Below are 23,882 nucleotides of genomic sequence, written 5' to 3' on the forward strand. Positions count from 1 at the left end.
CCTTTAATTCAGTGAAACTCTCAAATGAGACAATACTGAGCGAAGCCTTTTAATTAAGGAACGTGCAACGACTAGTCGAAAGACGTAGGGTGTAAGCAAATGGCACTCGAAATGGGGAGCGACTCAAGTAGTTGAAGATATAGTCTAATCTATGCGGTGACGTATAGCAGTTCATAAGAGAACGGGCGTGACGTTGCGAATCACGTTGAATATAAATGATTGATAATCTCTTAGATGGGCTTAAAGAAGGAAGGGTTCAATTAACTGAATTTGCTCAAGGTGCGGATAAGGCTTTGAAAGAAGCGCTAGAGGGTTCTGGTATTGCCACAGAACAAATAGAAAAGTGGGGTGCAGCTGTCGCTAAAGGTGGAAGTGATGGTTCGAAAGCTATGGTAGAAGTAGCTAAAGCAATTGAAGGGATAGAAGATCCAGTAAAAAGAAATCAAGTGGGGGTTAAAGTTCTAGCCACTATGTTTGAAGATCAAGGACAAAATTTAACTAACACTTTAATAAGTGCTTCAGAAAAAACCGTAGACTTCCAGAAGAATCAGGATAAATTGAATGAATCTATTAAAAAAATGGATGCAAGTCCAGCCGTTAAATTTCAAAAAGCAATGGGTGATTTACAGATGGCGCTGAAACCGGTTCTTGGAGTTGTAGCAGATCTAGTCTCTAAATTTGCGGAATGGATTTCTAATAATCCAGAATTAGCAGCGACATTAGCAGCTATTGGGGTAGCTATCGGTGTGATTTCTGGTGCGATTATGGCACTTGCGCCTATAGTTGTGACGGTCATGAGTATCTTTGGGGTCGGAGCAGCTATAGCGGCTAGTATTGTTGCAGCTATTCCCCTTATCGTAGCTGCTATAGCTGCCATAGGTATTGCAATTTATAAAAACTGGGACGATATCAAAAATTGGACAATAGAAACGTGGAATTCTATTAAAGAATATTTGATAGAACTTTGGGACGGTATCGTTCAATCATCTAGTGAAGCATGGAATTCATTTTTAGAAACAATGCATTCATTCTTTGATCCAATAGGTCAGTTTTTTAGCGATTTATGGATAGGAATAGGCGAGATATGTAGTAGTACCTGGAATTCTATTGTCGAATTTTTCTCAGGAGCTTGGGCTTCATTCACAGAAATGATGCATAGTTTCTTTAATCCGATAGGCGAATTCTTTAGTAGTTTGTGGTCTGGAATTGTTGAAACAGCTTCCTCTTGGTGGACTTCTTTAGTTACAACAGCTTCTGAACTGTGGGGAACACTCGTACAAGCTTGGCAAGACACTTGGAATACCATTGTTACCGTTTTAGATCCAATCATTTCATTTATCGCAACAGTTTTAGAAGCAGGTTGGCTACTTATTCAAGCAGGAGCGCAAATCGCCTGGGCAGCTATAAGCCAATATATTATTCAACCAATTCAAGAAGCTTACAATTGGATGAATACAACAATCAGTGAAATGGTTACTTGGCTTGGTACACAATGGGAAATTGCAAAAGCTGTGGCACAAGTAGCCTGGGGATTATTTAAGCAATATATCATTCAACCAGTCGTAGACACTTGGAACTTAGTAAAAGAAAAGTTCAGTGATTTAGTTTCATGGCTAAATTCACAATGGGAGACAATAAAATCATATACATCAGCAGCGTGGAGTTTGGTAAAACAGTACGTTATTCAACCTGTCCAAGAGTTGTGGAATACAACCAAGCAAAAACTTGGAGATTTAGCTAATTGGATATTAAGTAATTGGGAAACGATAAAATCTTATACACTTACAGCTTGGAATTTAGTGAAACAATACGTAATTAATCCAGTAACTGAAACGTATAATCAAGCCAAACAAAAATTTACTGATCTATATAATTCAGCGAAAGAAAAATTTGATGCTGTAAAGAATGCAGCACAAGAAAAATTCGATGCGGCTAAACGTAACATCATCGATCCAATCAAAGAAGCAGTTGGTAAGGTAGAAGAATTTATTGGGAAGATTAAGGGATTCTTTAGTGATTTAAAATTAAAAATTCCAAAGCCTGAAATGCCACCTCTTCCACACTTTAGTTTACAAACAAGTACGAAAAACGTTTTAGGTAAAGATGTTACTTATCCATCAGGAATTAATATTGATTGGCGTGCAAAAGGTGGTATCTTCACTAAACCAACTATCTTTGGAATGATGGGTGGAAATCTACAAGGTGCTGGTGAAGCTGGACCAGAAGCGGTATTGCCTTTAAATAAAAAGACACTTGGGTCTATTGGTGCAGGAATCGCAGCAGCCATGCCACGACAACAATTTGCTATGCCGGGAGAAATAAATCAATTAATGGGTGACATGAGCCGTATGATGGCTAGTTCTGTGAGTCAATTATCGGGTTTAAAGTCTGTTATGAGTGGTGTGTATGGAAATATGTCAAATAGCAAACAGGCTATGACAAGTGGTGTATCAAATCAAGTATTTAATAACTCATTTGGATCATCTGGTGACGGAGCAATTCCGATGCTTGGCGGTGATTTGGTTGTAGAAGTTCCTGTTGTTATAGAGGGGCGAGATGTGGCGCGTGGTACGTATCGATATACTACCGAGTACCAAGAAAGAGAAAAACAAAGAGACTCAGCCTTTTAGGTTTGGGTTTCTTTATTTTATAAAGAAATGAGGTGTCAACATGAGTTCTTTTACATTTAACAAAATACGTAAAGGCTTTATTCAAATTGCGAAAGGATGGAAAAGACCTACTTGGGCACCATTGAAACGAAATTTTCTAAACGTTCCAGGATATCCAGGCGCAAGATTGTTAAACACACAAACAGAAATGCGCGTTTTATCTATTCCGGTAGGAATTATAGTGCCTGATGGATCTAACTTAGAAAAGCTGAAAGAAGAAATTGCAAGTTGGCTAATAACAGATCAACCCACAGAACTTATTTTTGATGTAGAACCAAACAGAACGTATTTAGCAGTTGTGGATGATAGCTTTGATCCAGATGAATTTGTAACACTTGGAATAGGAACAATCAAATTCATTTGTCCAATGCCTTATAAATTAGGACCAATTCGAAATGCAAAAGCAAAACTAGAACCAAATAATATGATTAAAATGGATGCTTTGAATGAGGGAAGTGTATTTTCAGAACCGAAATTCAAGATACAGGTAGAGAATCCGTCCACATTCATCGATATTATAAATAAAAATGGAGGTCAACATTTTCGTATAGGGTATCCAGTTAAGATAGATGAAACGCCAATAAGTAGGTATGAATTGGTTATGCATGATAAAGCGAATTCTCTAGTGGGTTGGACGGAAGTGGGAAAGGATTTTGTTTCAGATTACGGAATCGTAGCAGGGAAAATGATAGCGGATGGCGCACGTATCATGCCATCTGATTACGGTCAAGGGCAATTTTGGCATGGACCAGCAGTGAAAAGAAGCATTACAGGAGGACCGCTACAAGATTTCACACTTGATGCAATAGTTGAATGTCGAAACTTAAACCCTGCAACTATGGGACGGGTAGAACTTTATTTATTAGATGAAAACAGTGTTGTAGTTGGAAAAGTAGGTATGTTTGATGCATATAGAAATTCTAGCGAGAATTTCGGTGAGGTTATGGCAGGGAACGGTGACTACAATCATCTGATTATAGCAGAAACTGGTTATTATCGTACAACATGGAATGATTTTTATGGACGTCTACACATTGCACGAGTGGGAAATTATTGGCAAGGTGATATTGCTTTAATCGATGAAAAAGGAAATTATCATACAGAAAAATTTGCCCAATGGTGGGATACGGGCAATAGCTTTATGAAAAAGGTAGCTCAAATTGTTGTTCATATATGCTCGTTTAATGATGCACCATCATTAATTGCGGCTGTACATGATATTAAAGTGCAAAAAGTAAACAGCAATACAGAACGTCAAATACCTTATATTGTTCAAAAAGGAGATCTTGTAGAAATCGATTCATCGGATGCAAGTATTCGTATTAACGGAGCAGATGCGATAAATATAAAGGATTTTATGAGTGACTATATACGTATTGAAAAAGGAAAGAATGAAATCGAAATATCCCCAAACAACATTGGACAAGTAGATGTCACATATAGGGAGCGTTACAGATGAGTAAAGCAAATAATCTATTACACATTGTGGATTTTAAAACAGAACAAATCATAGGTGTTATCAAAGAACAGGATTATTGGGATGATTTACGCCAATGGGAGCTTAAAGATAACAAAGATAAATTTGAGTTCACAACAGCTGATGGTACAAAGATAGCGGCATCACTTATACAACAAAACCTTGTCGTTAAACAAACTCGTGACGGTACTTTTGTTTCATACATTATTACAGAAGTAGAACAAGATTCAACAGGTCGTCCAAAAAAGATTTATGCACTTGGTGAACATACAAAGCTAAAGAAAGCGACTGTGATTAAACCGCAAACTTTACAAGCTACTACAGTCAATGAATCTACGGACTTTGCTTTACAAGGTACAGAGTGGAAACGTGGGATTACTGAGTTTGTTGGTATACGTACTATTCATATTAAGGATTTTACAAATCCACTTGATCTCTTAAAACAAATCGCATCTACGTTTGAACTTGAGATTCGTTTTAGAACAGAAATAATGGGATCTTTTATTGTCGGTCGGTATGTAGATGTAATAAAAAAAGTAGGACGTGACAACGGAAAAGAATTCTTGTTAGGAAAAGATGTACAAGGGATCCGGCGCATTGAGAGTAGCCAAGATGTAGTAACCGCTCTTGTAGGTGTTGGTCCACAAAATAGTGAAACTGGCGAATTTCTCACATTTGAAGAGATAAACAATGGCAAACTTTATGTAGGAAATAATGATGCCTTGCAACGTTGGTCAAAAGATGGCAAGCATTTATTCGATATGTATTCACCGCAAACAGAAGATCAAGATATGACGAAGCAACGACTCAAACAGTTAACCGAAGCAGAATTAAAGAAGCGAATTGATAGTTCTACTTCATATGAAGTAAGTGCAGTAGCGCTTGAAAAAGTGTTTGGTTTATCTCATGAATCGGTTCGTAAAGGAGATACGGTACGAATAAAAGATACAGGGTTTAGTCCACCACTTTTCTTAGAAGCTAGGTTAATAGCAGCAGATGAATGTGACACTGATCCATCGAAAGATAAATATATCTTTGGTAATTATCGTGAAATTAAAGATACACGAAGTCTTATCGATAGGTTATACGCACAAATCATGGGTAGCTTATCAAATAAAGCATCTAAAGAATTACTAAATATGTTAGATAAGAAACTTCAAGAAAATGTAACAGAAACAGAAGTCATTCGAAAAGAATCGGAAGCAGCAAAGAAAATCGCTGAACAAGTGGCTGAAAACTTGAAGAATAATACCGTTGATATTATTGAAGGCGTAAATCCACCAACAGCATCCTTAAAGGATAGAAAAACGTTGTGGCAAGATATCAGCAAAGGCAAGCCTGGTATCTTGAAATTGTGGAAGGATGGCAAATGGGATCCTGTTGTTCCTGATGTGGATTCAGTTAAGAAAGAAACGCTTGAGCAAGTCAATAAAAATATTGAATCCACAAAACAAGAGCTAAACCAAAAGGTTCAGGAAGCGAAAAATCAAGCCACAGGACAAGTCAATGAAGTGAAGGAAAGCTTACAAGGTTTTAGTCGTACGATTTCTGATGTGCAAAATAAACAGGGTGAAATTGATAAGAAGGTAACGAAGTTTGAACAGGATTCTAACGGATTTAAACTATCTATTGAATCGTTAACTAAAAAAGATAGTGAAATTAGTAATAAATTAAATACGGTCGAATCGAATGTGGAAGGCACAAAAAAGACAATATCTGATGTGCAGCAAACTGCAAATGATCTTAAGAAAACAACAACTGAAATTAAAGAGCAAGCTGGGAAAATGAGCGAGAAGTTAACAAGTGTAGAAAAGCAAGCAAATACTCTAACAAATAAAACAACTGAGATTGAAAAAAGTGTGGATGGAATCAAAGAAACAGTAACAAAAGTAGAAAATAATCAGGGTGGATTTGATAAGCGTGTAACAGCAGTAGAGAAAAACGCTGAAGGTATTTCTCAAAACGTTAGTAAGTTACAAGAAACACAAACAGCACAAGGTAAACAGATTTCTAACGCTCAATCTACAATCAAACAACATTCTGACGCACTTGATTTGACCTTGAAAATGAGAGATGTTGAGAACTATGTAGGCGGTCTTGGGTCTATTAATGAGATTCGTGACGCTGGTTTTACTCAAGGGAATAAATACTGGGGTTGGGCTACTGGGCACTCTATAGATCCTAACCTAAAGTATAAAGGATACAATTCGTTTTCTATGCACACTACAGGACAAACCCAGGATGTATGGTGGGGTGCTTTTAGTCAATTTATAGATTGTTCTCCTAATGAAGATATTGTTATTTCTGCTTACTTTAACACTGATGGAAAAGTTCCTATTGATAATGGTGTATTTATCGAGATGGAGTTTTGGCAATCGAATAAAACAACCCGAATTTCAACTGCTAGGGAAAGAGTTCAAATCATTACTAATACTTGGGTCAGGGCTATTTGTACAGCTAAAGCTCCGGCAGGAACTGGATTTGTAAGGTTTCGACCATACGTACAAAGAAATGGTAGAGCTTGGTTCTGTATGCCTATGTTACAGCGAGGTAAAGTAGCTACAGAATTTTGGTTGCATCCAAAAGATCAAACTGATGTTGATAAAATGATTGGAGATATTGCTGATAAAGTAGCTACACAAGATTACAATCAGAAAACAACTGAATTCGAGCGTCTTATTTCCGCCAATGCGCAGGGGATTAGTCTTGCTGCAGTAAAGAGCGAAGTATATACGAAAGTACAGGCTGACGGAAGATATGCGGATAAAGCGTATGTAGAAAAACAAGCGGGACGTATTGACGTAACCGAAAAAGCAATTACTAGTACCGTCCAAAAAGGCAATATCATCTCAGCTATTAACCAAACAGCTGAACAGATTCAAATCGATGTTGCTAAGTTGAAGATTAATGCGGATACAATCGTACAATGGCTAACAGCAAAAGGAATAGACGCTGATGTCATTAAAATCAGTGGTGATAAAGTAACAATTGATAAAAATGGTATTACAGCAAAAATGGCTGACTTCTTTTTTGAAGATGAGCGTGGGCAGAAATTTTCAGTAACACCAAGGAAGAATCTCATTCCAGATCATGACTTTTCACACATTTCTTTTAATACTTTTAATAATTACTTTTTGAAGATCGAATACAGTCCTACATGGACAATTATGTCTAATCCATATATTGAGAAACCAGTGGTTAACAATTATGAGCCAATGGTTAATCCGATGCGGATAGATTTGTCAAATTGGATTCGATTTACATTATTTGAAGGGGTAAAACCAGGTAAGAAATACACATTGTCGGCTCATTTCAGAGCAACTACCAATGATAATCGTGTAAACATTACAAACAAGCCAATCATGAGAGCGGTATTCGGTAAATATAACGGTGACACTCCCGTGGAGCTTGGAAGAGCATCAAAAACTTACGATGCACCAAGCATTCAAACTGGGAAAATAGTAAGATACGCTTTAACCTTCACTGTGCCGAGTAACTATGTAGAAGGAAATGGTTATGTTTATATTGATTTATTTGGCGAGGGGCTCTTAAATAATATGCAAGCAATTGCTGTATCAGGTGTTCAGTTGGTGGAAGGTGACGTTCCTTCCGTTTATAACTGGGATACGACACATGGAGAACTCGTAAACGGAACACTGCCTTTTTCTACAATTGCGCTTGGTACAAAAGATAATGTTATTTATCACAATCATGTGAACAAATGGAACTATATGAATGCGCCACTTGAAATCATAAGCAATGGCGAAATGATGGCACTCGTTGGAACTGATCGTGCGGGACTCAGTTTTTATCCCCGTGGCGGTGGAGAACGTAGAAGTTACATCGGTCACATTTACAACAATGAAAATAGATTTCGGATTGAATCGAAGGACCCTGTTGCAACGACACAATCAATTGAATGTAATGGGATTAACGTAGGTGGTGGATACTTTGGTTTTAATGCAGGTTCTATTCATTATACAAATGGTAGCTTAGGTACAGGATGGTATTTCCATGATGGCAGATGGAATTATGTTAATTTCACAAATATGACTTCTAGAACATAGAGAGGAAGATGAGTATGAATCCAGATAAGTTTATGCGTCCAATGCCACCTAATGAACAGTCACCATTCTTAGGTAGAGTAGTTGATTTGAAGAAAGATGAAAATCAGGTCACAGTTAGCATTCCAAACGATATGCTAGAATTTTGCGGTATCAAGGAAGATACAAAAGTTGAAGTTTGGGGGCTCCCTGATGGCACGTTGAGTATGCGGATTGCTACTGCATGTGACTTATGTAATAAGGGTGGTAGAGTTTACGAGATTGAGCTTTTCGATAAAGTAAGTCTTATCTGTGCCGAAGATTATGTAAAGCTAACTGGTAAGAGCCCGGGGGCTTCTGATGAAGTAACAATTGAACATGTGGAAGAAGTAGAAAATAGAATGATAGAAAAAGCATTATCGGCGGATCAATATTAACTAAATACATGTAAATAAATAGGGCAGCCATGAGCTGTTTTTAATTTGAATAAAATACGGATTTTATAGCATAGAGGAGCGATTTCGCTGCTCTTTTTATTTTGAAATGAGGTGGTCAAAGTGGAAGGGTTACAAGAAGTAAGAAGTGATGTTCAAGAAATCAAGCAAGAAATTAAGGAAATAAGATTAGAGATTAAAAGTTTGGAAATGCGTACAACAGGCAACGAGAAAGATATTGATAATATCAACAAGCAACTAGATAAAATTAGCGCAAATACTACCTGGATTTTACGACTTATTGTCGGTGGAATTGTAGGAGCAGCTCTCACTTTCTTTTTGAAGGGAGGTGGTATGTAATGGTTAGTTTAGCTGTAATGATTGGCATTGTAGTAGGTCTTTCGCAAATTGGAAAAACAATCGGATTACAAACAAAATATGTTCCGCTATTGAATGTAACGCTTGGCATTGTGCTAGGCGTTTTATTTTTGGGCGGAGATATAAAAACAGATGTATTTCAAGGAATCATCATTGGACTGTCAGCAAGCGGATTATTTGATCACACAAAAATTATGAAAAAGGATGTTGATGAAAAATGAAAAAGACATTAAAACATATTTCTTCTGTAGTCTTTGCGGTTATTTTAGTTTTATCTATTGCAACAAGCGCTTTTGCTGATAGAACGCTTATTATTCCTGATTTACCGAAACAACCATACCGTTATGGCGTAGGTGCATATGAGGGTGTTGTAGCTCATTCTACAGCCACTCCAGAAGCGCCAGCTATCAACATTCAAAAATATGAGTCTCGTACATGGAGAAATGCATTCGTTCATTATGCAGTTGATTGGAATGAAACAATCCAAATTGCTGATACAAAGTACATTGCTTATGGGGGTGGTCCTTCTGCTAATAAACGTTTTGTACATGTAGAATTATGCGAAACTGCGGACTATACAAAATTCAAACGCAGCTATGATAAATACGTAAAGTTACTAGCTAAAATCTTACGTGATCGTGGATTATCTGTAGAAAAAGGATTATGGACTCACTACGATGTTACGAAGTATCTTGGTGGTACAGATCATGAAGATCCACTTGATTACTTAAAATCTCATGGCGTTTCAGAAGCCCAATTTAGAGCAGATGTGCAACGCACATATAATAATGCTAATGTAGATGTTTCTGTACCTGACAAGCCATCTAAGCCAGCCGAAGTTCCAGTAGCTGTAACAGATGGTATTGCTTATATTGAAGGTTACAACGTCAACTTACGTAAAGGACCAGGTACAAGCTATTCTAAGATTCGTCAACTAAACAAACCAGAATCTTATATTGTGTGGGCGGAAAAGGATGGTTGGTTAAATCTCGGTGGAGATCAGTGGATTAAGAACGATTCATCTTATGTGAAGTTTAATAAGAAAAGCACAGTAGATTCTTCTATTGTTGGAAAGCGTGTTGTTTCAAAAGTTAACAATCTACGTTTCTATGATGCTCCATCTTGGCAGGATAAAGATGTTGCTGGCTCTGTAGATGCAGGGTTAGGATTCACAATTGATGTGAAAGTAACTGTCAATGGATCGTCACAATATAAAGTACACAATAGTAAAGGCAAAACATACTATGTAACAACAAATGAAGCCTATGTGTATGTGAAGTAAAAACAAGGGCCGTCCTTAATTGGGCGGCTTTTTTTATTTGTTGCTTAGCGTGTTTTTTTCAAAATGCTATTGGTTAAAAGGAGACAAAAAAATAAGACCAATCACTATGGTCTTATCATTTTCTATCCGTTATGGTAAAACTAATGTTATTTGTCTTGTCTTTTCCTACGTACCTATCATATCCAAAATCATACGTGTTTGGTGACTCGTTTTCGTCTACCCCTTTAGCGATTAACTTATCTATCTCTTCTATAGATAGTTTTGTGTCTGCAATACGAATCAAACATTCCATTAGTTTATGATACTGTTCATATTTTGTCTTATCCTCAAATACTCTCATGTTTGTTGCAACTGAAACGGAGTTTGATACCCAATCACTCTTACCCATCTTTGAATAAATCGTGAATCCATTCCAGTTTGCGGAATAAACCCTGTCGTTTTCCTTTTCACGATACTCTATCTTTGAATCCTCAATCTCAATCATACCGTTTGAGTATTCTTTCAACTTGTTTTCAAAGTCTAATTGATGTGTGAACCCTTCTTCTATAGTAATAGTATCCTTAGCTGATAGACACCATACGAGCATCAGTCCGATTATGCTTGCTAGTAATACTTTAATTTTCATATACGTTATTCCTTACTTTAATTAGTTACTCTCTTATATCCGTCTTCGTCCATAAGAATCAAGGACACTGCTTTATGAGTTGGCTCCTTTTTATTGCTATGTTATTTAAAATTTACTTTTAGATAATGCCTTTAATATTGGTTTTATAATCAGACCTATTAAACGAAAACTTTTAAATATAGAGCGTACAACCTTCATGAAGATGCCCCCTAAATCAAATAATATATCAAGTATGTATTATTACAAGTTACTCTATTACTTTGTATGTTCTTCCATTTGCTTATCAAGTGCTTTGGCGTAGGCATCCTTAGTTTCCTGATTTAACTTATAAATTGCTTCTTTCCACTGTTCTCCATCTACACCTGACATATATGGAGCGCTTTTTAATATAGCTAGTTGAATCTCCTGTCCATCTTCTTTATTAGCGTCTTGTATTAACTTTGTTCCCTTTCTTGCATCTGTTACTCCTTCTTGTATGAGTCTATGAATGTCTTTGTATTTATCAGGTACTTCTATGTTCTCCATACGGTCTAAGGCTTCAACCATATCGTCTGCTGTTTTGAATACATCTTTATACCCCTTATTATTCTTTGTAGCTTCTCCTAGTTTTAACACTATTAAATCCTTCTTGTATTGAAACTCTACCAGTTGCTCACAAATATAATACGGATACTGTTTTTCAGATATTACTGTTTTCGACATTGCTTTACTGGTTTGCTCAGTCTTAGGAGTAGAATCTTTATCTCCTACCCCACAACCGAACAATAATAGAACTGGAACTGTTAATGCTATGAGTTTTTTTGCTTTCATTATGTATTCTCCTTTTAGAAATCATTGTAATTAATTAACATATTGTACCATAACATAAATTGTAAATATTAGATATATAAAATCCCTATCTTTACCGTTGAATTCATTTATTGTATTAACGAAGAATATGATATACATGCTTGGAAATGAAAAAAATTTACAGCCTGTGAAATGATTATATAATAGAAGAAAAAGAAATATTTATATTGTCATCACCCTGTTGGCGTCAACCTCATGCGCCTAATGGCCACAAAAAACATCTACTTCGTCCCATTCGGCCAAGACGCACCAGAGAAAAAACCGAACTCAATGGTAGCTCGTATGGAGCTACTGGAAGATACAGTATTAGAAGCGCTACAAGGAAAACAATTGCAACCGGTTGTCGTAGAAAAATTCAGATATATGAATTAAAAAACGAAAAAAAACGGACAATTTTTGATGAAACCATCATTCTTACTGTAGAATATGATAAAATTAACGTTATTAAGATTAGAAGGGGTATTGTATACTCCTTCTAATTCTAAGTTATAGAAGGATTGGTATCTAGAAAGGGGCATAGTGATGGAAAAGCAAAAAACTTTTCATGTCGCTGTAGTTGGAGCAACCGGCGCAGTTGGTGAACAAATGTTAAATACTTTAGAGAAACGAGAATTTCCAATCGGGAAATTAACGTTACTTTCATCTAAACGATCTGCAGGTAAGAAACTTGTATTTAAAGGCGAAGAATTTACAGTTCAAGAGGCGACTCCTGAAAGTTTTGAAGGAGTAGATATCGCACTATTTAGTGCTGGTGGATCTGTATCGAAACAATTAGCGCCAGAAGCAGCAAAGCGCGGTGCGATTGTTGTTGATAATACAAGTGCATTCCGTATGACAGAAAACGTGCCACTTGTTGTACCTGAAGTAAATGAAAACGACTTAAAAGAACATAATGGTATTATTGCAAATCCAAACTGTTCTACAATTCAAATGGTAGTAGCTCTTGAGCCAGTTCGTCAGCAATATGGTTTAAAACGAGTAATCGTTTCCACATATCAAGCTGTATCAGGTGCTGGTGCGGCAGCGATTGAAGAACTTCATGAACAATCACAAGCAATCTTAAATGGCGAAGAAGCTAAGGCGAATGTTTTACCTGTATCAGGTGATAAAAAACATTACCAAATTGCTTTTAATGCGATTCCACAGATTGATAAGTTCCAAGATAATGGATTTACATTTGAAGAAATGAAAATGATTAATGAAACGAAAAAAATTATGCATATGCCTGAATTAGAAGTAGCGGCAACATGCGTACGTTTACCAGTTGTATCAGGGCATTCTGAGTCTGTTTACATCGAAGTAGAAAAGGAAGGCGTAACAGTAGCAGAATTAAAGAGCTTACTTGCAAATGCAGAAGGTATTGTTCTGCAAGATAATCCAGAAGAGCAGTTATATCCAATGCCAGCTACTGCAGTAGGTAAAAACGAAGTATTCGTTGGAAGAATCCGTAAAGATTTAAATAACGATAAAGGATTCCATCTTTGGGTCGTATCTGATAACTTATTAAAAGGCGCTGCATGGAATTCTGTTCAAATTGCAGAGCGCTTAGTAAAATTACAATTAGTGTAAACGGCTAAGAGAAGGTGCAAAATATGAAAATAATTGTTCAAAAATTTGGTGGCACATCAGTACGTGATGAAAATGGACGTAAGCATGCGCTTCATCATATAAAAAAATCGTTAGCTGCTGGATATAAAGTAGTTACTGTCGTATCTGCTATGGGCCGTAAAGGTGAACCGTATGCAACGGATACGTTATTAAGTCTTGTAAATCAAGAGGAATCTACTATTTCTAAACGTGAGCAAGATTTATTATTATCATGTGGAGAGTTAATCTCTGCAATTGTTTTCTCTAATATGTTGAATGAGAACGGTATAAAAGCAGCGGCATTAAATGGTGCACAAGCTGGTTTTGTAACAAATGATGACTTTACGAATGCAAAAATCGTTGAAATGAATTGCGATCGTATACATGAAGAATTAGAAAATCTAGATGTAATCGTCGTTACAGGATTCCAAGGGCAAACGAAAAAAGGTGATACGACAACACTTGGACGCGGAGGTAGCGATACTTCAGCTTCAGCATTAGGTGTTGCGCTTCATGCTGAATTTATTGATATCTTCACAGATGTAGAAGGTGTTATGACTGCGGATCCTCGTATTGTAAAAGATGCACGTCATCTTCAAACGGTAACGTATAACGAAATTTGTAATATGGCTTACCAAGGTGCAAAAGTCGTTCATCCACGTGCGGTTGAAATTGCGATGCATGCAAAAGTACCGCTTCGTGTACGTTCTACGTATTCTGATAGCGAAGGTACGCTTATTGCAGCATACGATGGTGCTACAAAAGGGCAGGATGTAGAAGAACGTCCTGTTACAGGTATTGCCCACGTATCAAACGTAACGCAAATTAAAGTACTTGCAAAAGAAACGGCATATGATTTGCAACAACATGTATTTAAAGAAATGGCAAACGAAGGCATTAGTGTTGATTTAATTAACATTTCTCCTACTGGTGTAGCTTACACAGTAAATGATAATGTATCAGCTCGTGCTGTCGAAGTGTTGAAACAACTTGGATATGAGCCAATTGTGACAGAGCATTGTGCCAAAGTATCTATCGTTGGAGCTGGAATGGCAGGAATCCCAGGGGTTACTGCGAAAATCGTTACAGCTTTAGCAGAAAAAGGTATTCAAATTCTGCAATCGGCAGATAGTCATACGACAATTTGGGTTCTTGTAAAAGAAACTGATTTAGTGGAGGCTGTAAATGCATTACATAGTGCGTTTGAGCTTTCAAAAGAAAAGCAACTGGAACAATAAGGAGTGAGACCATGATAGATTTTGGGACAATTGCAACTGCGATGGTAACACCGTTTGATATAAACGGGAATATCGATTTTGCAAAGACAACGAAATTGGTAAATTATTTAATTGATAACGGTACAACAGCAATCGTGGTAGGAGGAACGACAGGTGAATCTCCTACATTAACTTCAGAAGAAAAAGTAGCGTTATATCGCCATGTCGTATCTGTTGTCGATAAAAGGGTGCCCGTAATCGCTGGAACAGGTAGCAATAATACACATGCCTCTGTTGACTTAACTAAAAAGGCAACAGAAGTTGGTGTTGATGCAGTTATGCTAGTAGCGCCGTATTATAACAAACCGAGTCAAGAAGGAATGTATCAGCACTTTAAAACGATTGCTGAAAGCACGCCACTTCCGGTTATGCTATATAACGTTCCAGGACGATCTATTGTACAAATCTCCGTTGATACAGTTGTTCGTTTATCAGAAATAGAAAACATTGTTGCGATTAAAGATGCAGGCGGCGATGTACTAACAATGACAGCAATCATTGAAAAAACAGCGGACGACTTTGCAGTATACAGCGGTGATGACGGTTTAACGTTACCGGCTATGGCGGTTGGAGCGAAAGGTATCGTTTCAGTAGCATCTCATGTTATCGGAAATGAAATGCAAGAAATGATTACAGCATTCCAAGCGGGAGAGTTTAAGAAGGCGCAAAAATTACATCAATTACTTGTAAGAGTAACGGATTCATTATTTATGGCGCCAAGCCCAACGCCAGTAAAAACAGCGTTACAAATGGTTGGATTAGATGTAGGTTCTGTACGTTTACCGCTTCTTCCATTAACAGAAGAAGAAAGAGTAACGTTACAATCTGTAATGCAATCTATTCCTCGTTAATAAGAAATGACCTAGTGTGAAACTAGGTCATTTTTATTTAGATTAAATATACGTGAGTGGTAAAAATAGCATAGTTAACGAGGTGTAATAAGAAGGGGACGGCATAATATTGGTTAGAAATTGATTATAGAGAGCATGTGTTTTTAGTGAATAGCGTTTTATGTTTATATACAGAACACACATGTATATTTTTCCATTAATATCTTATATAAGTAGAAAAAATAATAGGTAGTATGTGGAAAAAAACCTCGCAAATTACAACCTCAATTTAGCTTCTTATATAGTCTTTCATATAATTTAACTTGTGTTCTATTTCTTGTATCAGGTATAATATGGCTAAGTAGCTTAGTACGGGTATGCTTAGCAAAATTGGAAGAAATTATAATTTAATTAAATTTTCATATCATATCGAATAAGATATTTGATTTATATAATGAAAGAGAGGTGAAACCTGGTTTAAAAAATATACAAGGACATGATATCGCATAACGGTAAGGACATTCGTCTTGGACGGTGAATATATGGTGGTTGTAGAGTTTCCCCTGGTGTCTCTACAATTTTAGTGAAATCAGTGTTTGCAAGATTTTTAAACCAGGCAACAACATGAAGAGAAAAGAGAATGAGTCTGTTAAAGTATTTGCTCTTGGTGGAGTAGGTGAAATCGGGAAAAACATGTACTGTGTTGAAATTGATTCTGAAATCTTTATTGTAGATGCAGGATTAATGTTCCCAGGAGATGAAATGTTTGGGATTGATATCGTTATTCCTGATATTACATACTTAGTGGAAAATCAAGAGCGAGTAAAAGGTTTATTTATTACTCACGGTCATGAAGATCATATTGGTGGAATTGTTTATGTACTTCGTAAATTATCTATTCCAGTGTATGCAACGAAATTAACGGTAGGACTTATACAAGAAAAACTTGGTGAAGCGGGCATGTTAGGCCGTGTGGACTTAAAAACAATCGATTCAAATTCAACAGTAGAGTTTAATACTACAACAGTGTCATTCTTTGGAACGACACATAGTATTCCGGATTCTGTTGGTGTTTGTTTCCATACATCAAAAGGTGCTGTAGTGTATACAGGAGACTTTAAATTTGATCAAACTCCAATTGGAAATAATGGAGCAGATCTTGGGAAAATGGCACAAATCGGAAATGAAGGCGTACTTTGCTTATTATCTGATAGTACAAACGCTGAGCGTCCAGGCTATACAGGTTCGGAAAAAGAAGTTGGTGTAGAAATTTCTAAAGTGTTCTACGGTGCAGAAGGTCGTATTATCGTTGCTTCATTTGCATCGAACGTACATCGTATTCAACAAGTATTTGACGCGGCTGCCGAAACAGGAAGAAAAGTAGCGGTAGTAGGACGTAGTATGGTGAAAGTAGTAGACATTGCAAGACGTCTTGGTTATTTAGATGTTCCAGAAGGTATGGTTATTTCATTACAAGAAGTAGACAACTTCCCAGAGAAAAAGGTAGCTATTTTAACGACAGGTAGTCAAGGGGAACCGATGGCAGCACTTTCTAGAATGGCGAAGCAAGCTCATAAACAAATTTCAATTCGTAAAGGTGATACTGTTATTATTGCAGCTTCTCCAATTCCGGGGAATGAAATATCTGTATCGAAAATTATTGATTTGTTATTTAGAGCTGGAGCTGAAGTTATTTATTACGGTGAAAGAAAAGTTCACGTTTCAGGTCATGGTAGTCAAGAAGAATTAAAACTAATGTTAAATTTAATGAAACCTAAGTATTTTGTACCCGTACATGGTGAGTTTCGTATGCAAAAAGCACATGCATATTTAGCTGAAGATGTAGGTATTACAAGAGAAAATATTTTTATCGTAGAAAAAGGCGATGTAATTGCTTTTGGTGATAATGAAGCAAACTTAGTTGGTAAAGTGCAAGCTGGTAATGTCTTAATTGATGGATTAGGTGTAGGTGACGTTGGTAATATCGTTCTTCGAGATAGAAAGATGTTATCTCAAGATGGAATATTAGTAGTTGTTGTAACACTTGGTAAAGATGAAAAGAAAATTATCTCTGGTCCAGAAATCATTTCACGTGGTTTTGTATATGTTCGTGAATCAGAAGCATTAATTGAGCGATCTACAGAGATTGTACGCATGATTGTTGAGCAATCAATTAAAGAATATTCAATTGAATGGTCTATGTTAAAACAAAATATTCGTGAATTATTAGGGCAGTTCTTGTACGAAGAGACAAAGAGAAAACCTATGATTTTACCGATTATTATGGAAGTGTAAAAAAGATCACCTTTACGGGTGATCTTTTTTCTTTTTAAACCCTATCGAATGAAATTTATAACTTAAGAAATAATAGTTATATACGAGTGAAAGGGGATGCGATATGACAGAACGTGATCGTTATACAAATGAAGAAAAAGAAGCTGGGCCGAAAGAAGTTCCGAAAGAAGCTTCAATAGTGGAGAAAATTCAACAGCTTGGACAAACGAATGTGCCGCAAATGAATGAATCACGTATTCATTGTTTAACAATCATTGGACAGGTGGAAGGTCATGTTCAGTTGCCACCGCAAAATAAAACAACAAAATATGAGCACATTATCCCGCAAATTGTCGCGATTGAGCAAAATCCGAAAATTGAAGGTTTGCTTTTAATATTAAACACAGTTGGAGGAGACGTTGAAGCAGGGCTAGCGATTTCTGAGATGGTAGCTTCGCTTTCGAAACCGACGGTATCTCTTGTTTTAGGCGGAGGGCATTCGATTGGTGTACCAATTGCAGTTTCGACTGATTATTCATTTATTGCAGAAACAGCGACGATGACGATTCACCCAATTCGTTTAACCGGTCTTGTTATAGGTGTGCCGCAAACATTTGAGTATTTGGATAAAATGCAAGAAAGAGTCATTCGATTTGTGACGAAACATTCGAAAGTAACGGAAGATCGTTTTAAAGAACTTATGTTTGCGAAAGGGAATTTGACCCGAGATATTGGGACGAATGTAATTGGTGGAGATGCAGTGAAGTATGGTCTTATTGATGATGTGGGTGGCATTGGGAGTGCACTTCAAAAACTAAACGAATTAATAGAGGCTCGCGCAGATGATAATGCAGAAGGAACGATGCTACAATGATTCTATATACAATTATGCCAGAGCAACTTGTATACCCTGCCGATTATTCGCAATGTGAAAGTCAAAAAGTTGTAAATATACATGGTGTTGAATTGATGGTTTCTGAAGAGGAACATGGGTGTTATTCTATTGTGCGTGTGTTAAGTACGAATCCATTTCACTACTTAGAGTATGAGCCTGGTCAGAAAATAACCTTTTAGCAAAAAGAAGGATTTTGTTCAGAAGCTATGGTATAATATAAAAAACAAGACGGTTGAGCAGCCATGAGTAGGGGGCTGCTTTCTTCTGTTTATTTAACATTTTACAAGAAGTGTAAAAATAGAAGAGATAAAGACCTGAAAGAATAGAGAAAACAGACATATAAGTAGAGTTTTTTTAGAGGTTGTCCTTATTTATATGTAGAACACGAGGTGAAGAAATGGCAAAACAAAAGCAAAGAGGGACGAAGGCAAAGGCAAGACGTACGATAAAGCCAACTCTATATTATGAAATCGTCGGTTTGGCTCTTTTTGCACTTTCAATCATTACGATTTTACAGCTAGGCGTTGTAGGGAAATCGTTTGTGTTATTTTTTCGCTTCTTCTTTGGTGAGTGGTACATAATTGGTGTGTTAGGTGTAATAGCTTTATCGGTTTCGTTTGTTATAAAACGTGGATGGCCGAACCTTTTAAATAAACGGTTAATCGGTTTTTATTTAATTGTATTGGCGATATTAATGTTCAGTCATATTACATTATTTAACCTTCTTACGAAAGATGGAGCAGTGCAAAATACTTCTGTTATTGTGAGTACGAAAGATAACTTCTTTCTTGAAATGAAAAAAGGGCCAGATAGCGTTCACTTAGGCGGTGGGATGTTTGGTGCGCTCATGTTCGCAACATGTTACTTCTTATTTGATGAAGTAGGAGCCTATATCATTGGAATTATTTTAGTTATTCTTGGAATACTTTGTATAACAAATAAGCATATTGGAGAAGTTCTTGCCCCGGTGGGTAGAATTCTTAGAAGTCAATTTCAAGTTATGCAAGGGGATTATAAAGATTGGCGATCAAAAAGGATTGCTGAACAAACAGAAAAGAAAAAAACAACAAGAAGTTCAAGACACGCACGTGCTGTGGAGCAAGAAGAAGTGATTGAGCCGATGGAAGAGATGCAAATTGATCCCCCCATTATTTCAAATTTCACTGAGAATTATCCTGTAAATGAAGAAGAGGATAAACGGATGGAAGAAGAACATGTAACAGATCCAATTACTTCACCGTTTATTGAAGAAGCTCCACCTATTGAAGAGCCTAAGAAAAAGCGTGGAGAAAAAATTGTGGAATCTTTAGAGGCGGAAACAAGTGCCCCACCGATGCAATTTTCAAATGTTGAAAATAAAGATTATAAGCTTCCTTCGCTTGATATATTAAAGTTCCCAAAAAATAAGCAAGTTACAAATGAAAATGCGGAAATTTATGAAAATGCTCGTAAATTGGAACGTACATTCCAAAGTTTTGGTGTGAAAGCGAAAGTGACAAAAGTACACAGAGGTCCTGCAGTTACGAAGTATGAAGTGTATCCTGATATGGGAGTAAAGGTAAGTAAAATTGTTAGTTTAAGTGATGATTTAGCGCTTGCTTTAGCTGCGAAAGACATTCGTATTGAAGCGCCTATTCCCGGGAAATCAGCTGTAGGGATTGAAGTTCCGAACTCAGAAGTTTCTATGGTAACACTTAGGGAAGTGCTGGACTCTAAGGCTAATAATCATCCAGAAGAGAAGTTGTTAATTGGTCTTGGACGAGATATTACAGGTGAAGCTGTATTGGCCCGTTTAAATAAAATGCCCCATTTACTAGTAGCCGGTGCGACAGGTAGTGGGAAAAGTGTGTGTATTAACGGGATTATAGTTAGTATTTTAATGCGTGCAAAACCGCATGAAGTAAAATTAATGATGATCGATCCGAAAATGGTAGAGTTAAATGTATATAATGGTGTGCCCCATTTATTAACACCAGTTGTAACTGATCCGAAAAAAGCATCGCAAGCTTTGAAAAAGGTTGTAAGTGAGATGGAACGCCGTTATGAGTTGTTTGCTCATAGTGGTACGCGGAATATTGAAGGGTATAACGATTATATTAAAGCGCATAATAATCAATCGGAAGCGAAACAACCTGAATTACCGTATATTGTAGTAATTGTGGATGAGTTAGCAGATTTAATGATGGTTGCTTCGTCGGATGTAGAGGATGCGATAATGCGCTTGGCACAAATGGCTCGTGCGGCTGGTATTCATTTAATTATTGCAACGCAGCGCCCATCGGTTGACGTTATTACAGGTGTTATTAAAGCGAATATTCCATCACGTATTGCATTCGCTGTATCTTCTCAAACGGATTCTCGTACAATTCTTGATGGTGGTGGCGCAGAGAAGCTGCTAGGTCGTGGAGATATGCTATTTATACCAATTGGTGCATCAAAGCCTGTTCGTGTACAAGGTGCATTTTTATCAGATGATGAAGTTGAGAGAGTTGTAGAATATGTTATTGGGCAGCAAAAAGCACAATATCAAGAGGATATGATTCCACAAGATGTCCCTGAGACAAAGCAGCAAGTTGAAGATGAATTATACGATGAAGCAGTTCAGCTCGTAGTGGAAATGCAAACAGCGTCTGTTTCTATGTTGCAACGTAGATTTAGAGTAGGTTATACGCGAGCTGCTCGTCTAATTGATGCAATGGAAATGAACGGTGTAGTAGGTCCATATGAGGGTAGTAAACCGAGAGAAGTGCTCATTAATGATGTACAAGAAAAAAGTTCTTAAAAAAAGCCTAATTGTTTTTGCAATTAGGCTTTTTTATATACTGTTTTTGTTATATACTATATTCAACAAGAAAGAAAGGGCTTACATTCAAGTCGGTTCTTTAGAATACGAATGCTATGAGTGTGCCTTTTTATAAATGTTCGATATTCATTGTAGAAAAATGTTAAATTTTGTTGACACGTATGAGAGCAAGTGGTAAGATTACTTCGAAAAGAATCACTGCCTCATATAATCTTGGAGATAAGGTCCATAAGTTTCTACCTGGCAACCATGAATTGCTAGACTATGAGGGGAAAAGTGTGTAACAAAGGATGTAAGGGATCTTTGTGCCGAACTTTTTCTCGAAAAGAGGAATGTTTATGGTGCAAAGTTTTTTTTATGCAGTAAAGAGTGAAAATTTTATCTAAAAAAATTATTAATATTTATTCGACAATTGTGTTTATTTTTAGTGATTAGTCATGTTTACTATGTTGTAAGTTGAAAAAAGAGAAAAGAAGTCTTACATCAGAGGTCGAATAATTGAAATGCGGGGGAGTCTTATGTCAGTAAAATCCGATAGTCGTCACCTATATTTACGGGTGATTGATCACATCAAAGAAAAAATTAAAGATGGGGCTTACAAAGAAAGACAAAAGCTGCCATCAGAGTTTGATTTAGCGAAAGAACTTGGCGTAAGTAGAGCTACTTTAAGGGAAGCATTGCGTATTTTAGAAGAAGAAAATGTTGTCATTCGTAGACATGGTGTAGGGACGTTTGTAAATGCAAAGCCATTATTTTCTTCTGGAATAGAACAACTTTCTAGTATTACAGATATGATTTCTAGTGTGGGGAAAACACCAGGAACAATCTTTTTATCATCATCTACAACAACTTTAACCGAAGAAGAAAAAGAGAAGTTTAATAGTGAAGATGGTTTTAATGCAGTGATGATTGAGCGTGTGCGTACAGCGGATGGGGAACCTGTTGTATATTGCATTGATAAACTTGCAAAAGAAATATTGCCGGATTTATCGGGCTACAATGAAGAATCATTACTTACAGTGATACATAATAACACGCATAAGCGCATAACGTATGCGGTTGCTCATATTGAGCCGATTGGTTACCATCCGAAAATCTCACCGATTTTAGAATGTGAGCCTGAAACAGCACTGCTTGTATTAAAACAAATGCACTATGATCAAAATGATGAGCCAATCTTATATTCTATTAATTACTTTAGAGCTGATAAGTTTAGCTTCCACGTATTAAGAAAACGTATGTAAGTAAGTTCCTTTTTAGGGAGGTGACAGCAAGAAGTAAGGGACAGCAGCGTAAGAAGAAATATATATATCATTTTAGGAGGGGTTTCTAGTATGAAGAAAAAAGCAGGTCTTTTATTATCATTAACATTAGCAGCAAGTACAGTTTTAGGTGCATGTGGTAACTCGGATAAAGCGAGCAGTGACAAGAAAGACAGTAAAGACAATAAAGATTTCAAAGTCGGTATGGTAACAGATGTTGGAGGCGTTGATGATAAATCATTCAACCAATCTTCTTGGGAAGGGCTAAAAAAGTTTGGTAAAGATAACGATTTAAAGGAAAAGACAAATTATCGTTACCTACAGTCTGAAAAAGAAGCAGATTATATTCCGAACTTAAAGAAATTTTCAAAAGATAAGTATGATTTATCTTTCGGAATTGGTTATAAATTAGAAGGTGCAATTAAAGAAGTAGCAAAAGAATCTCCAAAACAACAATTCGCAATCGTTGATACTGTTGTAGATGCACCAAACGTAACAAGCATTACATTTAAAGATCATGAAGGCTCATTCCTTGTAGGTGCGGTAGCAGCTATGTCAACGAAATCGAATAAAGTAGGATTTGTTGGTGGAATGAAGAGTGATTTAATTAGTAAATTCGAAAATGGATTTAAAGCTGGTGCAAAGGCAGTAAATCCAAATATTGAAATCGTATCTGAATATGCAGAAGCATTTGATAAACCTGAAAAAGGTACAGTTCTTGCTTCAGCAATGTATGGTCAAGGCGTAGATGTAATTTATCATGCTGCTGGTGGTACAGGTAATGGGGTATTCACTGAAGCGAAAAACCGTAAGAAAAAAGGTGAAAACGTTTGGGTAATCGGTGTTGACCGTGACCAAAACCAAGAAGGTATGCCTGAAAACGTAACATTAACTTCAATGGTAAAACGTGTAGATATCGCTGTTGAAAAAGTAGCACAAGAAGCGAAAGACGGTAAATTAAAAGGCGGTAAAATAGAAGCGTTTGGCTTAAAAGATGACGGCGTTGGTATTGCAAAAACAACTGACAACGTGAAAAAAGTTAACCCTGAAATTTTAACAAAAGTAGAAGAGTTTGAAAAGAAAATTACAGATGGTGCAATTAAAGTACCAGCTACAGATAAAGAGTATAAAGAATATGAAGCTTCTCTAAAAAAATAAATAGAGAAATAGCAAAGGTTAGTTCATAGAACTAACCTT

General features: G+C 36.7%; 17 protein-coding genes, 2 pseudogenes and 1 riboswitch. Of the genes and pseudogenes, 17 read left to right on the top strand and 2 right to left on the bottom strand.

Annotated features, from left to right (window positions below):
• Positions 1 to 218: 218 nt before the first annotated feature.
• The 7 genes and pseudogenes from JDS98_RS23145 to JDS98_RS23175 form a co-directional block, all read left to right on the top strand.
• Positions 219 to 2,630, top strand: a pseudogene (locus tag JDS98_RS23145) (phage tail tape measure protein); the annotation flags it as partial.
• A gap of 40 nt (positions 2,631 to 2,670) precedes the next feature.
• Positions 2,671 to 4,128, top strand: coding sequence for a distal tail protein Dit (locus tag JDS98_RS23150; RefSeq protein ID WP_199634372.1), 1,458 nt, complete (start codon positions 2,671 to 2,673; stop codon positions 4,126 to 4,128).
• Entirely contained in the window at positions 4,125 to 8,213 is a 4,089-nt protein-coding gene (locus JDS98_RS23155; protein ID WP_199634373.1) for a phage tail spike protein, read from the top strand. The genes JDS98_RS23150 and JDS98_RS23155 overlap by 4 nt, the downstream gene beginning before the upstream one ends.
• Before the next feature lie 14 nt (positions 8,214 to 8,227).
• The gene (locus tag JDS98_RS23160) at positions 8,228 to 8,626 is read left to right on the top strand and encodes a hypothetical protein (RefSeq protein ID WP_199634385.1); all 399 of its coding nucleotides are present in this window, start codon (positions 8,228 to 8,230) and stop codon (positions 8,624 to 8,626) included.
• 120 nt (positions 8,627 to 8,746) lie between these two features.
• The gene (locus JDS98_RS23165; protein WP_097887841.1) at positions 8,747 to 8,983 is read left to right on the top strand and encodes a hemolysin XhlA family protein; all 237 of its coding nucleotides are present in this window, start codon (positions 8,747 to 8,749) and stop codon (positions 8,981 to 8,983) included.
• Positions 8,983 to 9,222 (top strand): holin, encoded by a 240-nt coding sequence (locus JDS98_RS23170; protein WP_199634374.1) that lies wholly within the window; start codon positions 8,983 to 8,985, stop codon positions 9,220 to 9,222. The genes JDS98_RS23165 and JDS98_RS23170 overlap by 1 nt, the downstream gene beginning before the upstream one ends.
• A complete protein-coding gene (locus JDS98_RS23175; protein ID WP_199634375.1) occupies positions 9,219 to 10,283 on the top strand; it encodes an N-acetylmuramoyl-L-alanine amidase in 1,065 nt (354 codons plus the stop codon). The genes JDS98_RS23170 and JDS98_RS23175 overlap by 4 nt, the downstream gene beginning before the upstream one ends.
• 115 nt (positions 10,284 to 10,398) lie before the next feature.
• Here JDS98_RS23175 and JDS98_RS23180 read toward each other — a convergent pair whose 3' ends face one another.
• Both JDS98_RS23180 and JDS98_RS23185 read right to left on the bottom strand, forming a co-directional pair.
• A complete protein-coding gene (locus tag JDS98_RS23180; RefSeq protein WP_199634376.1) occupies positions 10,399 to 10,908 on the bottom strand; it encodes a hypothetical protein in 510 nt (169 codons plus the stop codon).
• Positions 10,909 to 11,163: 255 nt separating this feature from the next.
• Entirely contained in the window at positions 11,164 to 11,718 is a 555-nt protein-coding gene (locus tag JDS98_RS23185; protein ID WP_199634377.1) for a hypothetical protein, read from the bottom strand.
• Positions 11,719 to 11,940: 222 nt separating this feature from the next.
• Between JDS98_RS23185 and spoVFB the strand changes: the two are divergent.
• From spoVFB to JDS98_RS23235, 10 genes and pseudogenes are all read left to right on the top strand, one after another.
• Positions 11,941 to 12,129 (top strand): annotated as a pseudogene (gene spoVFB / locus JDS98_RS23190) (dipicolinate synthase subunit B); the annotation flags it as partial.
• A gap of 150 nt (positions 12,130 to 12,279) precedes the next feature.
• Positions 12,280 to 13,326 carry an aspartate-semialdehyde dehydrogenase gene (gene asd / locus JDS98_RS23195; protein WP_000414844.1) on the top strand — a complete coding sequence of 349 codons (1,047 nt, stop codon included), beginning with the start codon at positions 12,280 to 12,282 and terminating at the stop codon, positions 13,324 to 13,326.
• 23 nt (positions 13,327 to 13,349) lie between these two features.
• Positions 13,350 to 14,582, top strand: coding sequence for an aspartate kinase (gene dapG / locus JDS98_RS23200; protein WP_000692465.1), 1,233 nt, complete (start codon positions 13,350 to 13,352; stop codon positions 14,580 to 14,582).
• A gap of 11 nt (positions 14,583 to 14,593) precedes the next feature.
• Entirely contained in the window at positions 14,594 to 15,472 is an 879-nt protein-coding gene (gene dapA / locus JDS98_RS23205) for a 4-hydroxy-tetrahydrodipicolinate synthase (RefSeq protein ID WP_000564770.1), read from the top strand.
• 603 nt (positions 15,473 to 16,075) lie between these two features.
• Positions 16,076 to 17,746, top strand: a complete 1,671-nt coding sequence (locus tag JDS98_RS23210; RefSeq protein WP_000823093.1) for a ribonuclease J — start codon at positions 16,076 to 16,078, stop codon at positions 17,744 to 17,746.
• Positions 17,747 to 17,849: 103 nt separating this feature from the next.
• On the top strand, positions 17,850 to 18,599 hold the full coding sequence (tepA, locus tag JDS98_RS23215; RefSeq protein ID WP_000139820.1) for a translocation-enhancing protein TepA: 750 nt from the start codon (positions 17,850 to 17,852) through the stop codon (positions 18,597 to 18,599).
• Positions 18,596 to 18,799: a YlzJ-like family protein gene (locus JDS98_RS23220; protein WP_000605018.1), complete on the top strand. Its 204-nt coding sequence runs from the start codon at positions 18,596 to 18,598 to the stop codon at positions 18,797 to 18,799. Before tepA ends, JDS98_RS23220 begins: the two co-directional genes overlap by 4 nt.
• A 218-nt stretch (positions 18,800 to 19,017) precedes the next feature.
• A complete protein-coding gene (locus JDS98_RS23225; RefSeq protein ID WP_001118764.1) occupies positions 19,018 to 21,402 on the top strand; it encodes a DNA translocase FtsK in 2,385 nt (794 codons plus the stop codon).
• A 204-nt stretch (positions 21,403 to 21,606) separates the two neighbouring features.
• A riboswitch (purine riboswitch) is annotated at positions 21,607 to 21,708 on the top strand.
• Positions 21,709 to 21,941: 233 nt separating this feature from the next.
• Positions 21,942 to 22,667 carry a GntR family transcriptional regulator gene (locus tag JDS98_RS23230; protein ID WP_000114182.1) on the top strand — a complete coding sequence of 242 codons (726 nt, stop codon included), beginning with the start codon at positions 21,942 to 21,944 and terminating at the stop codon, positions 22,665 to 22,667.
• Positions 22,668 to 22,757: 90 nt separating this feature from the next.
• The gene (locus JDS98_RS23235) at positions 22,758 to 23,843 is read left to right on the top strand and encodes a BMP family lipoprotein (protein ID WP_000725766.1); all 1,086 of its coding nucleotides are present in this window, start codon (positions 22,758 to 22,760) and stop codon (positions 23,841 to 23,843) included.
• Positions 23,844 to 23,882: the final 39 nt, after the last annotated feature.

The sequence above is a fragment of the Bacillus cereus group sp. N11 genome (assembly GCF_016483605.1).
Lineage (GTDB): Bacteria > Bacillota > Bacilli > Bacillales > Bacillaceae_G > Bacillus_A > Bacillus_A toyonensis.